General features: G+C 67.0%; 12 protein-coding genes, 1 tRNA gene and 1 pseudogene. 4 read left to right on the forward strand and 10 right to left on the reverse strand.

Annotated elements, in window-relative coordinates; all coding sequences use genetic code 11:
- Positions 1 to 379 precede the first annotated feature (379 nt).
- Genes E3O19_RS16735 through dnaK form a run of 5 tightly spaced genes read right to left on the reverse strand, consistent with a single transcriptional unit; the run spans position 380 to position 5,454 of the window.
- Positions 380 to 1,552 (reverse strand): class I SAM-dependent methyltransferase, encoded by a 1,173-nt coding sequence (locus tag E3O19_RS16735; protein ID WP_134569425.1) that lies wholly within the window; start codon positions 1,550 to 1,552, stop codon positions 380 to 382.
- A 6-nt stretch (positions 1,553 to 1,558) separates the two neighbouring features.
- Positions 1,559 to 1,978 carry a heat shock protein transcriptional repressor HspR gene (locus tag E3O19_RS16740; RefSeq protein WP_134569426.1) on the reverse strand — a complete coding sequence of 140 codons (420 nt, stop codon included), beginning with the start codon at positions 1,976 to 1,978 and terminating at the stop codon, positions 1,559 to 1,561.
- Positions 1,979 to 1,980: 2 nt separating this feature from the next.
- Positions 1,981 to 2,985: a DnaJ C-terminal domain-containing protein gene (locus E3O19_RS16745; protein ID WP_134569427.1), complete on the reverse strand. Its 1,005-nt coding sequence runs from the start codon at positions 2,983 to 2,985 to the stop codon at positions 1,981 to 1,983.
- On the reverse strand, positions 2,978 to 3,568 hold the full coding sequence (locus E3O19_RS16750) for a nucleotide exchange factor GrpE (protein WP_134569428.1): 591 nt from the start codon (positions 3,566 to 3,568) through the stop codon (positions 2,978 to 2,980). Before E3O19_RS16750 ends, E3O19_RS16745 begins: the two co-directional genes overlap by 8 nt.
- Entirely contained in the window at positions 3,568 to 5,454 is a 1,887-nt protein-coding gene (gene dnaK / locus E3O19_RS16755) for a molecular chaperone DnaK (RefSeq protein ID WP_134569429.1), read from the reverse strand. Before dnaK ends, E3O19_RS16750 begins: the two co-directional genes overlap by 1 nt.
- A gap of 189 nt (positions 5,455 to 5,643) precedes the next feature.
- On the opposite strand from dnaK, the gene E3O19_RS16760 reads away from it, so the two are divergent.
- Positions 5,644 to 6,969, forward strand: a complete 1,326-nt coding sequence (locus E3O19_RS16760; RefSeq protein ID WP_134569430.1) for an MFS transporter — start codon at positions 5,644 to 5,646, stop codon at positions 6,967 to 6,969.
- Positions 6,970 to 7,041: 72 nt separating this feature from the next.
- Positions 7,042 to 7,842: an isocitrate lyase/PEP mutase family protein gene (locus tag E3O19_RS16765; protein WP_134569431.1), complete on the forward strand. Its 801-nt coding sequence runs from the start codon at positions 7,042 to 7,044 to the stop codon at positions 7,840 to 7,842.
- A gap of 204 nt (positions 7,843 to 8,046) precedes the next feature.
- On the opposite strand, the gene E3O19_RS16770 is transcribed toward E3O19_RS16765, so the two are convergent.
- Together E3O19_RS16770 and dcd are read right to left on the reverse strand one after the other, a co-directional pair.
- Positions 8,047 to 8,568, reverse strand: coding sequence for a hypothetical protein (locus E3O19_RS16770; RefSeq protein ID WP_134569432.1), 522 nt, complete (start codon positions 8,566 to 8,568; stop codon positions 8,047 to 8,049).
- 289 nt (positions 8,569 to 8,857) lie between these two features.
- Entirely contained in the window at positions 8,858 to 9,463 is a 606-nt protein-coding gene (gene dcd, locus E3O19_RS16775; RefSeq protein ID WP_134569433.1) for a dCTP deaminase, read from the reverse strand.
- Between the two features lie 71 nt (positions 9,464 to 9,534).
- On the opposite strand from dcd, the gene E3O19_RS16780 reads away from it, so the two are divergent.
- Positions 9,535 to 9,605 (forward strand) — tRNA-Gly (locus E3O19_RS16780).
- On the opposite strand, the pseudogene E3O19_RS18895 reads toward E3O19_RS16780, so the two are convergent.
- The 3 genes and pseudogenes from E3O19_RS18895 to E3O19_RS17900 all read right to left on the reverse strand — a co-directional run bounded on the left by E3O19_RS18895 (position 9,605) and on the right by E3O19_RS17900 (position 11,205).
- A pseudogene (locus E3O19_RS18895) lies at positions 9,605 to 10,349 on the reverse strand (SOS response-associated peptidase). The gene E3O19_RS16780 and the pseudogene E3O19_RS18895 overlap by 1 nt on opposite strands.
- Positions 10,350 to 10,601: 252 nt before the next feature.
- Complete coding sequence (locus tag E3O19_RS16800) at positions 10,602 to 10,823, reverse strand: PLDc N-terminal domain-containing protein (protein WP_134569435.1); 222 nt, start codon at positions 10,821 to 10,823, stop codon at positions 10,602 to 10,604.
- Positions 10,824 to 10,866: 43 nt separating this feature from the next.
- Positions 10,867 to 11,205, reverse strand: coding sequence for a 2TM domain-containing protein (locus E3O19_RS17900; RefSeq protein ID WP_166804607.1), 339 nt, complete (start codon positions 11,203 to 11,205; stop codon positions 10,867 to 10,869).
- A 152-nt stretch (positions 11,206 to 11,357) separates the two neighbouring features.
- Between E3O19_RS17900 and E3O19_RS16810 the strand changes: the two genes are divergently transcribed.
- Positions 11,358 to 12,251, forward strand: a complete 894-nt coding sequence (locus E3O19_RS16810) for a D-hexose-6-phosphate mutarotase (protein ID WP_166804608.1) — start codon at positions 11,358 to 11,360, stop codon at positions 12,249 to 12,251.
- The last annotated feature ends 110 nt before the right edge of the window (positions 12,252 to 12,361 follow it).

Genomic DNA, 12,361 nt, shown 5'->3' on the forward strand with positions numbered 1-12,361 from the left:
CGAGGTTTTTGGCATTTGACATTGTGCACGCTGTTGAGTTCTCAAGGATCGGACGCACCCAACCTCAGGCCACACTGTTTGACCAGCACTACGGCTTTCGCTTTGGGGCTTTTCCTGTTGTTTCTTGTTGTCGTCTTCGCCCCGGCGACGGGACTCAACACGACATCGTCAAGACAGAATCTGACTGGCAGATTTTGACTTGGGATTGGTCCCGCTTGAGGCCGGCAAGCACTTCCGCTTTCCGAACCTGTGGGGTGACTTGAATGACATTACGGTGAATCCCCAGGGGCCGCAACTCACGGCTACATCCCGGGCGTGTCGCCCCCGGACGCGGGTCAGGACGGGTCCAGCCGGCGGCACCGTGCCAGGACCCGAGGGGTCAGGAACGGGTGGAAACCGTGACGGTGAACTTGGAGTTCCGACCGACCTGGTGCGTGGCTCCGACAATGCGGATGAGTGCCGATCGATAGCCGAGGTGCGTGTTCCAGACCGTCCAGAGTTCACCGCCGGGCACGAGCACCCTGGCGGCGTCGTGGAAGAGCTTGAGTGCGACGCCGGCATGGACCGTCGATCCGATGTGGAAGGGCGGGTTCAACAAGATCAGCTCGGCCGAGGCATCCGGCCGGCTCGCGAGGGCGTCGTCCCGGATCACCGCCACGCGGTCGGCGACGCCATTGGCGAACATGGTGGCGCCGGCCGATGCAACAGCGGCCGCCGACTGGTCGGAGGCAATGACGGTGAGATCGGGGCGGCTCAGTGCCAGGCCCGCCGCGAGGACGCCCGTGCCGCAACCGAGGTCGATTGCCGTCCGGGCTCCCGGTTTCATCCGACCCCGGAACTCGAGCAGGTACCGGGTGCCGATGTCGACGGCGGTCCCCGCAAACGCCGCCCCGTGCGCGCAGACCGTGATGGCCAGGTCGTCGTGGTGCTGGGAGTGAGGCCAGTCCGGGGTGGTCCCGACCGAATCCGAATCCGGCCGGATCGGGCCGCTCGCGACCAGAACCCGTGACTTCTGCCGCGCCGGGGTCACGTCCAGCCGGGTGAAGTGGCGGGCGAGGACCCCGTTCATGGCCGGTGCCATGTGTTTAATCCGGCCACCGGCAAAGACGGTGACGTCGGCGGCGGCGTAGCGGGAGATGGCACCGGCAATCTCGTCGAGGGCCGACAGGCTCCGCGGAAGTTGCAGCAGCACGACCCTGGCGCCGGCCAACAGCTCCTGCGTGAGCCCCAGCGAACGGAACACTCCAGTCAGACCGGCGGTGGCGGCATTGTGGGCGAGGGCGAGTTCCCCGGAGAGCACGTCCTGGTGCACCCGGATGCCGCGGGCTCCACCGAGGTGCGCCGCGCCCAGGGTCAGGGCGCCATATCGGTCCTCGATCACCACGACCTCGCCCGCGGCTGCGGATGCGACGGCGTCGGCCGCCTCATCCAGGATCAGCCGGTCGCTGGCATCCACGGCGAAGAGATTGTCTGCCTCGACGTCCGGGTACCGTCGCAGCCTTTGGAAAGCGAAGGGGGACGGCCGGTCGGCCGCCCCGGCCAGGTGCGTCATGCCGCGCTACTCCTTGTTGCCGAGCGGGCGCCAGATCACGATCTGGTTCGAGCGCCTGGTTCGGGTGCCGGCGCGCATCGAGATGACCTCACCGGCCGAGCCCGCCGCGAAGACGCGGCGGCCCGGGCGGTTGAGCAGCTCGTCGGCGAGGGCCGCCTCGAGCTCGCGCAGGCGGGACTCGAGCCCGCGAACGTGGTCTTCCAGTTCGAGGATGCGCCGAATTCCCTCCAGGCTCACACCCTCCGCACCCAGGTCCGCGATCTCGCGCAGCTTCGCCACGTCCCGCATGGAGTACCGGCGGGACCGACCGGGGGTGCGGTCGGGACTCACCAGCCCCAGGCGGTCGTACTGGCGCAGGGTTTGCGGGTGCATGCCCGCAAGCTCAGCCGCCATCGAGATCACGAAGACCCGGGTGTTTTCATCCACCGCTAATCTCTCGCTTTCGCCAAGAGGTCCTCGCGCGGGTTCTCCTTCGGCAGGGCGGCCGCGAACGCCTCAAGTTTCTCCTCGGCGTCTTTGGACAGATGCGACGGCACGGCAACCTGGACTTCGGCGAGCAGGTCGCCGGTGCCCTTGGGCGTCACGACCCCGCGCCCCTTGACCCTCAGGACACGGCCACTCGGGGTGCCCGGTGCGATCCGCAGCTTGACCGGAGGGCCACCGAGGGTGGGGACCTCGATCGTCGCGCCCAGCGCAGCTTCAACGAAGGTGACCGGAACGGACACTCGAAGGTTCAGACCCTCGCGCTCGAAGACCGGGTGCTTGCGCACCGAGACCGTGAGTACGATGTCGCCGGACTCGCCGCCGTCTGGGCTGTGCTGGCCCTGGCCGCGGAGCTTGATCTTCTGGCCATCCGCGACACCGGCCGGGATCTTCACCTTGATCGCGCGACCATCCTGTGTCTGGAGGGTGATCTGGTCTCCGTGGGTGGCCGTGATGAAGTCAACGGTGGTCGACGCGATGACATCCCGGCCGCGGGTCGGACCGCCATAGCCGCGGAAGCCGCCGCTCGTGCTGCCGAAACCACCACCACCACCATTACGGCCGAACAATCCGCCGAGGAGGTCGTCATAGCCGCCCTGTTCGTAGGAGTACCCCTGTTGCCGGGCTCCTCCGCCGAACATGCCGCCGAACACATCGTCGAAGCCGCCGGCCTGACCGCCACCGCCACCCCGGGGGGCGGTGAAGCGTGCTCCACCGCCCATGGCGCGAACGGCGTCGTATTCCTTGCGCTGGGCAGGATCGCCGATCACCGAGTGGGCCTCGCTGATTTCCTTGAACTTCGCTTCGGCCGCAGGGTTGCCTGGATTGGAGTCCGGGTGATACTTGCGGGCCAGCTTCCGGTACGCCTTCTTCAACTCGGCCGGAGTGACATCCTTCGCGACACCCAGGACCTTGTAGAAGTCCTTGTCAAACCAGTCCTGGCTAGCCATCGCTCGGTACCTGAACGACGACCTTGGCCACACGCAGGAGCGTCGAGCCGAGGAAGTAGCCGGTCTCGACCACATCGCCGACGGTGTCCGCCTCCACGTCCGTGCTCGGCAACTGGAAGATAGCCTCGTGCACGTTCGGGTCGAAGGGCTCCCCCACCACACCGAACGGCTTCACGCCGAGGCGCTCCACGCTGGCCCGCAGTTTGGCGGCGATCGTGCTGAAGGCCGTGTCGGCAACGAGGTCGCCATGCTTCTCGGCCCGGTCGAGGTCGTCGAGCACAGGGATCAGGCCCTTGACGACATCCACGGTGACGCGCTCGCGCTCGACCTCGCGGTTCGCCTCGGTGCGCTTACGGTAGTTCGCGTATTCCGCGGTGACCCGCTTCAGGTCGGCGAGGTGCTCGTCGGACGGTTCGGCTGCTTCGCGGTCGGCGGCATCGAGGATGTCCTGGACGGTCAATTCGTCCTCGTCGATCCCGTCGGCCGGAGCACCGGTCTCCGCGTCGTCGTCGGCCCCGGGGGCACCCTCAGCGGGCACCCCCTCCTCGAACGGTTCGCCCTCGGGACGCTTGTCGTCTGTCATTACTTCTTGGTTCCTGAGCTTGTCGACGGGTCGTCCTCGTCGTCGACAACCTCGGCGTCAACGACGTCCTCATCGGCCTTTCCGGACTCCGCGGTGGGCTCCCCGGCGTCGGCAGGAGGCGTTGCGGCATCCGCCTGGCTGGTCTTGTAGATGGCCTCGCCGATCTTGCCCTGGCTCTCGTTGAGCTTGTCGAACGCGGTCTTCACTGCCGCGTCGTCGTCTCCGGCGAGTGCGGACTTGAGGGCGTCGACGTCGGCCTGGACCTCGGTCTTGACCTCCTCGGGCAGCTTCTCGTCGTTCTCCTTGATCAGCTTCTCGATCGAGTAGGCGAGCTGCTCGGCGGTGTTGCGGGTCTCGGCGGCCTCGCGGCGGCGCTTGTCCTCCGCGGCGTGCTCCTCACCCTCGCGCACCATGCGCTCGATGTCTTCCTTCGCCAGCGACGAGCCGCCGGTGATGGTCATCGACTGCTCCTTGCCGGTGCCCTTGTCCTTTGCGGACACGTGCACAATGCCGTTGGCGTCGAGGTCGAAGGTGACCTCGACCTGCGGGATGCCGCGCGGGGCCGGCGCGATGCCGGTCAGCTCGAACGTGCCCAGGTTCTTGTTGTCGCGGGTGAACTCACGCTCGCCCTGGAAGACCTGGATCGCCACGGACGGCTGGTTGTCGTCGGCCGTCGTGAACGTCTCGCTGCGCTTGGTCGGGATAGCCGTGTTGCGCTCGATCAGGCGCGTCATGATGCCGCCCTTGGTCTCGATGCCGAGGCTCAGCGGGGTGACGTCGATGAGCAGCACGTCCTTGCGCTCGCCCTTCAGCACGCCGGCCTGGAGTGCGGCGCCGACGGCGACGACCTCATCAGGATTGACACCCTTGTTCGGGTCCTTGCCACCGGTCTCGCTCTTGACGAGCTCGTAGACAGCGGGCATCCGGGTGGAACCACCGACGAGAACGACGTGGGCGATGTCTTCCACCTTGACGCCGGCCTCACGGATGACGTCCTGGAACGGCTTCTTGGTGCGGTCGAGCAGGTCTTCGGTCATCTTCTCGAACTGCGCGCGGGTGAGAGTCTCGTCGAGGTTGGCGGGGCCGTTCTCGGTGAGCGAGAGGTAGGGCAGCTGGATACTGGTCGACATGCTGCTGGAGAGTTCCTTCTTGGCCTGCTCCGCGGCTTCCTTGAGGCGCTGCTTGGCAATCTTGTCCTTGGACACGTCGACGCCGGTGGTTTCCTTGAACTTCTTGATCAGGTGGTCGACGATCCGTTGGTCCCAGTCGTCGCCGCCGAGGCGGTTGTCGCCTGCGGTCGAACGAACCTGGATGGTGGAGAAGTCGTCGTCCTTGCCCACCTCGAGGAGGGAGACGTCGAAGGTTCCGCCGCCGAGGTCGAAGACCAGGATGAGCTCGTCTTCCTTGCCGCGGTCGAGGCCGTAGGCGAGGGCAGCGGCGGTCGGCTCGTTGATGATGCGGAGCACGTTGAGGCCCGCGATCTCACCGGCCTCCTTGGTGGCCTGGCGCTCGGCGTCGTTGAAGTACGCCGGAACGGTGATGACGGCATCCGTCACCTTGTCGCCCAGGTACTGCTCGGCGTCGCGCTTGAGCTTGGCGAGGATGCGGGCGGAGATCTCCTGCGGGGTGTACTTCTTGTCGTCGATGGCGACGTTCCAGTCGGTACCAACGTGGCGCTTGACCGATGAGATGGTGCGGTCGACGTTGGTGACGGCCTGGCGCTTGGCGGTCTCACCGACCAGTACCTCGCCGTCCTTGGTGAAGGCGACGACGGACGGGGTGGTCCGGAAGCCTTCGGCGTTTGCGATGACGGTGGGTTCTCCACCCTCGAGGACGGCCACCACAGAGTTGGTGGTTCCGAGGTCGATGCCTACTGCACGGGCCATGTGTGCGTTCTCCTTCAAAAGTTATTCTCAGCGCGATCGATCGGTATGATCTTTCAGACTTGAGCGGTAATGACTCAAGTGTGGCATCAGCGCAAATCCGAGTCAAGCCAGCCAGCTGAAAGTTGAGTGTGAGCGACTCAACTTTGAAGTTTCCCGCGCGTGGCTGCCTCCGCCCAGTACTCTGGGCGCATGACCGGGATTGCGCAGGGCGGCACGGATGCCCAGGTGTCGCCGCACGAGACGAGCCGCGGCCGCGTGGTGGCCTGGAGCTTCTGGGACTGGGGCTCCGCGGCGTTCAACGCGGTCGTCACCACCTTCGTCTTCACCGTGTACCTCACGGGGTCGTCCTTCGGCGACAAGGACGTGATCTCGGCGCAGCTGGGCTGGGCCCTGGCGATCGCCGGTTTCTTGGTGGCGGTGCTCGCGCCGATCACCGGGCAGCGCTCCGATACGTCCGGGCGGCGCAAGCTGTGGCTGGGAGTGAACACCTTCATCGTCGTGGCCATCACCGCCGGAATGTTCTTCGTGCAGGCCTCGCCCGGCTTCCTGCTGCTCGGCCTGTTCCTGGTGGCCGCGGGCAATGTCTTCTTCGAGTTCGCCAGCGTCAACTACAACGCAATGCTCGCCCAGGTCTCCAGCCCGCGCACGATCGGCAAGGTCAGCGGATTCGGCTGGGGCATGGGCTACATCGGCGGGATCGTGCTGCTGCTGATCGTCTATTTCGGCTTCATCAAGCCGGAGGTGGGTCTGTTCGGCGTGACCGGGGAGAACGGCCTCTCGGTGAGGGTGGCGATGCTGATCGCGGCGGCCTGGTTTGGCCTGTTCGCCCTGCCCGTGCTGCTCACCGTGCCCGAGTACCATGCCCCCGCCACCGTGCGGAGGGAACGGGTGGGCTTCCTCCGCTCCTACGTCGTACTCGGCCAGGACATCGCCCGGCTCTGGCGGACCAGTCGGCACACGGTGTACTTCCTGATCGCGAGCGCAGTGTTCCGGGACGGCCTGGCCGGGGTGTTCACCTTCGGCGGGGTGCTCGCGGCATCCGTCTTCGGGTTCTCGCCCGGCGAGGTGATCATCTTCGCGATCGCAGCGAACGTGGTCGCGGGCATCGCGACCATCAGCGTCGGCGTGCTCGACGACCGGCTCGGCGCGAAACCGGTGATCGTGACGGCCCTGGTCGGCCTGATCGTCTGCGGCGGGCTGGTTTTTTTCCTGCACGACGGCGGGCAGGTCGTCTTCTGGACCGCCGGTCTCGCCCTGACACTCTTCGTCGGCCCCGCCCAGTCGGCCAGTCGCACCTTCCTGGCCCGGCTGATCCCGCGGGGCCGCGAGGGTGAGGTTTTCGGCCTCTACGCCACCACGGGGCGCGCGGTGAGCTTCCTCGCACCGACCATGTTCGCGCTGATGGTCACGATCTTCGGCGAGACCTACTGGGGCATCCTCGGCATCGTGCTCGTCCTGTTCGTCGGACTGCTCGTGCTGATTCCGGTGAAGCCGGAGCAGGACCAAATCAGCTGAGCGGGACCTGTTTGTTGTCTGGACATCCGCTGAACTCTCGTTCGGGCCGGTCTTCCTTGTCAGGCTGGTGTGATGACTACCATGCAGATCCAGAAGGCCGAACTCCTCAACGCGCTGCACGTCCCCGGGACTCCGCTGATTGTCACGAACGTGTGGGACGCCATCACCGCGAGCGTCGTGGCGCAGGCGCCGGGCGTGAAGGCCCTCGCGACCGCCTCGCATTCGGTGTCGAATGTGCGCGGGCTGCAGGACGGTGAGGGGCTCAGCGTGAACGAGGCCATCGCCGCGGCTCGCCTGATCGTCGACGCGGTGGATTTGCCCGTGTCTGTCGATTTCGAGAAGGGCTACGCCCCGGATGCCGCGGGGGTGGCCCGCAACGTGCGCCGCCTGATCGAGGAGTCCGGCGCTGTCGGCATCAATCTCGAGGACTCGATCGGCGCACCGAAGGCTCCCCAGTTCGACATTCCGACCGCGGCCGCCCGCGTGTCCGCCGCCCGCACCGCCGCGGACGCGACCGGGATCCCGCTCGTGATCAACGCGCGCGTTGACACTCTGGCCGGCGGGGGCGAGTGGAACGAGGCGGTCGCGCGCGCGAACGCGTACCTCGACGCGGGCGCCGATGTGATCTTCTTCCTCGGGCTGGACGACGAGAACAAGGTGAAGCGAGCCCTCGACGAGGTCAACGGCCGCGTCTCGGTGATCGGGCATCCGGGCGCCGTGCCGCTGGCCCGCCTCGCCGAGCTCGGCGTCTCCCGGGTCAGCTTCGGCCCCGGCTCGCTCGGCCTCACCCTCGCGGCCCTGCACCGCTCCGCGTCCCAGCTCACCTCCCTCGGCGACTATCCCGCCGACCTCGCCTTCCCCTTCGCCCTGTAGCTCGCTTTGGGTGCCTGAAGCTCCACCCTGCAGCTCCCGGCTGCGAAGGCTTCCGTTGCGGGAGCACTCGAGGGCACTCCTACCGCCGGGCGCGCCAGTTGCGCCGCTGCGCCCCTGGCACGCCCGGCGCGCAGCGGCGCTTGTGTCGCGCTCGGCTGCACGCGCTGGGCTGCACGCGTTCAGCGAAGCGCGCAGCGCAGCCGACTAACGGATGCGGGTGGCCTCGTTGTGCTCGACGAGCAGCCAGGTCACGCCCTCGTCGTCGGACACCCAGCCCTCCCAGGAGTACGAGTCGTCCGTGATCGAGACGAAGTTCCAACGGATCGGCCGGCCATCGGTGCCCGTGCCGTCCTGGCGCAGGCCGTTGCGGTGCGGGGTGGCCACGAGGTGGCAATATTCCCCGATCTTCGGCGCGAAGTAGCTGACCCGCCAGGCCCCGGCGTGCGGGTCGTAGACGCGCACGGCCATCGCCACGGTCTCGAACCCACTCGGATGGGTGTCGCTGGCGACGACCTCGATGTCCTGCACTGCGCGCCCGTCGAGCACGAAGTCGACGATCCAGATGAAGTCGCGTTCGCGCCACTCGCCACTGGCCTCGTCCAGCCGTGACCCCTTGGCCGCCCAGGTTCCGACGAGCTGGCCGAACCGGCGCATCCGTCCCGGGTATTCAGGCGTCGGTCCCGGCGCGATGAGCGCCTCGGTGAAACGGGGCACGGATATGGTCATGACCCGATTTTACCGGGCGCATGTTGCATGCGTGTTAACGGGTTACTCCCCGCTGGTCGGACCACTCCCCGCCGGTCGAGCCACTCCCTGCCGGTCGAGCCACTCCCCGCTGGTCGGACCACTCCCCGGCAGTTCGGCCACTCCCCGCCGGTCGGACCACTCCCCGGCAGTTCGGCCACTCCCCGCTGGTCGGACCACTCCCCGCCGGTCGAGCCACTCCCCGCTGGTCGGACCACTCCCCGGCAGTTCGGCCACTCCCCGCCGGTCGGACTACTCCCCGCTGGTCGGACTACTCCCCGCTGGTCGAGCTTGTCGAGACCGTGACATCGGTACGATGAAAGTTCAGGAACGACCGGGACGCCGTCGGTCCGCGCTGCCCCTGGTAGCGGGAGCTGTACTCGGCCGAGCCGTAGGGGCGCTCGGCGGGCGAGCTCAGCCGGAAGAAGCACAGCTGGCCGATCTTCATGCCCGGCCACAGTTTGATCGGCAGGGTGGCGACGTTGCTCAGTTCGAGCGTGACGTGACCGGTGAAGCCGGGGTCGATGAACCCGGCCGTGGAGTGAGTGAGCAGGCCGAGGCGACCCAGGGAGCTCTTACCCTCGAGCCGGGCGGCGACGTCGTCGGGCAGGCTCACCTTTTCGTAGGTGGCGCCGAGCACGAATTCGCCGGGGTGCAGGATGAAGGGCTCGTCCCTGGGTATCTCGATCAACCGCGTGAGGTCCGGCTGGTCTTCGGCCGGGTCGATGTACGGATACTTGTGGTTGTCGAACAGTCGGAAGAAGCCGTCCAGGCGCACATCGATGCTCGACGGCTGGATCATGTCGGGCCGATACGGCTCCAGACGGATTCGTTCCGCGTCGATTTCAGCCTTGATATCGCGATCCGAGAGCAGCACGGTTCCAGCCTAACGGCGTGGAGTTGATATGCTGGCACGGTTCGGTGCTGGCTTACCCCTTCACCCGGCGCGCGGATGTAGTTCAATGGTAGAACTTCAGCTTCCCAAGCTGATAGCGCGGGTTCGATTCCCGTCATCCGCTCACAGCTCCACCGGCGCAGTGAGTGCCGGGCCCTCCTTCTCCGCGTCGGGCACACGCGCATTGTTGACGCGGCAAGACACCGGGTGGCTCATGACGCTCTCCGCCACCGCCGGCGATGACAGGTCGAGCAGGTCGAGCAGGTCGCCGGGATCGGTGAGTTTGCCCGGCCGGAGCCACTCGTCCCAGACGTGCCTGACGAGGAAGGCTGGCATCCGATCGTGGATCTCACCGGAGGCCTACCTGGCCTGCCTGGTGTTCAGCGCCATGCTGTGCGTCCAGGTTCCGTCGTCCTCCTGCCGCCCGTCGTAGAGTCCGGCCGCCGCGAGGAGACCGTCGCCGTGGATGAAGTGCGGTTGTTTGCCGTCGGGCTGGTCTTCCCATTCGTAGTAGCCGGTCATCGGCACTATGCACCGCCGGGAGGTGAGCACGGCGCGGAACATGCCGTTCGTTGCCGCGGTCTCGAGGCGGGCGTTGATCGGCGCCGGCCTTCGCACCGGCGGCCCAGGCAGACGGCAGACCCCAGGTTGCCCCGTCCACCTCCCGAGTGACCGCGTGGTGGTGCTCCCACTCGCGTACGACAGGGACGAGATCGGTCGGTGCTATGTTGTTCGACGGCCGCCACTCCCGGAAATCGCCGCCGGATGCGACGAACTCCCGGATCAGGTCGTCGGTGTCCTTGTCCATCGCGAAGCGTCCGCACATGCCCACAGGTAGCACCCGGCGCACGACGCGGCAATGGAGCATCCCTAGACCCCGATGTCACGCTGGCGCAGGACGAGCGCTGTGGCGGCACCGACCAGCAACGAGCCACCGAAGAGGGCGAGCACCGACATCCAGTCGGCACCGTTCGTCAAGGAATGGTTGCCGTAGGCCCAGTAGTACTGGGGATAGCGCGTGCAGCCACTGGAAGTCCGGTGCTGAACGTCCTTTCGACTTTCGCGGCGCGATACCCCGAATCACGTCCAGCGTATTCCTCACCGGCCCTGCGGTGCAGGGTCAACGGCGGCCGCGACGCCCCAGAAGGAAGTAGGAGATCGGGCCGGCGAAGTTCACCGCGATGATCACGGCCCACACCGCCTTCTTCCCGTTGACGAGCTTCGCCGGCCGATTCGCCAGGTCAGACCACGCTGCGGCCGCGAGGGCGAATTGCGCCGCCGAACCCACCATCGTCGCCGCCCTCTGCGTACCGCTCAGGTCACTCCAACGCTTCTTCGCCATCTGCTGCTCCATTCCTATTCCGGGCGCCAACCCGAACGAATGCCTAACTTCCCTTGCGCATTTCCCGGTCGATGTCGGCGTTCGTGATCGGCCGGTGGGAGAACAAGCCCCAGATCTCCAGGATCAGTGCGACACCCCAGCCGGCGAGCGCCCAACCGGGCCAGAAATAACCCTGGCCGATGACCGACCAGATTCCGATCAGGAACAGGTTGATCACCACGTACGCCACGATGGAATCGCCGAGCCTGCGGCGGCGTTCAAGCCTGCTGCGGGCCCAGTCCCGATCCATCGCCGACTGTGCCGTCGCGTCGGGCACGGGGCCGGAGCCCGGTTGGCCGTTCGGGACGAAGCCCGGTTCGCCTGGGTCGGTGGGTCCTGACATATCCGCAACCTCCTGGTTGGCTGGCGCACGAAGCTTCAATGCACACGCTAGCCCGGCAGGTCGATCGCCGCCACGGGCGTTTTCCGCGCGGAGCCGGGGAATTCTGCAAAGCTGGAGGTCGGCGTTGGCGCCGCCAACATTCAGGAGGCTCCTTGTCACCCGCACCTTTCGACCCGGCCGTACTGCCGGCATCCGTTCGCCTGGCGACCGGAAGGGGTGGCCTGCCCGTCGTGCGGGTGGCCGGTCAGCACGGTTCGGCCGAACTGTACCTGCACGGCGCTCATCTGGTCGCGTGGACGCCGTTCGCCGGTCGTCCCGTGCTCTGGCTGAGCGAGGCCGGCGTGTTCACCGAGGCGAAGGCGATTCGCGGCGGAGTGCCGATCTGCTTCCCGTGGTTCGGAGCCAACCGCCTCGATCCGGTTGCCCCAGCGCACGGATTCGCTCGGCTGGCCGAGTGGGAGCTCGTCGGCGCGCGGGACGACGGCCAGGCCGTGGCCGTCACCCTCCGGCTGAGCGACAGCCCGGCCACACGCGCCACGGCCTGGCCACATCGTTTCGAGGCCCTCTACACAGTGACCGTCGGTGCCCGGCTGACCCTCGCACTCACGGTGACGAACCGGGACACGGATGCCGTCGGCTTCGAGGAGGCGCTGCACAGCTACCTGGCCGTCGACGACATTCGCGCCACGGAGATTGGCGGCCTCGAGGGAGCGCCCTACCTGGACCAACTCCACGGAATGTCGGTCGAGACCGAGACCGGGCCCGTACGGTTCACCGCGGAAACGGACCGCATCTACCTGGACAGCCCCGCCGCCACGATCGTGACCGACGGTTCCCGGCGCACCGTGTCGATCGCGACCGGCGGCTCGCGCAGCACGATCGTCTGGAACCCTTGGATTGCCAAGGCGGCCTCGATGGGCGACTTCGGCGACGACGAGTGGACCGGGATGGTCTGCGTGGAATCGGCGAATGTGCGGGAGAACAGGGTGCAACTCGAGCCCGGGGAGAGCCACACCCTGACGGCCGTCTTCGACGTCGCCGGCTGAGCCGCGGACGCGCCCGTCACCGGGGCGCCGCGTTCGGACGATTGAGTTTCGGAAAAAGCACCCTCACCGTCGCGATAAAGGTGTGTGATATAGGTGCTTCGTCCGCAACT

This window comes from Cryobacterium algoritolerans, assembly GCF_004402785.1.
GTDB lineage: Bacteria > Actinomycetota > Actinomycetes > Actinomycetales > Microbacteriaceae > Cryobacterium > Cryobacterium algoritolerans.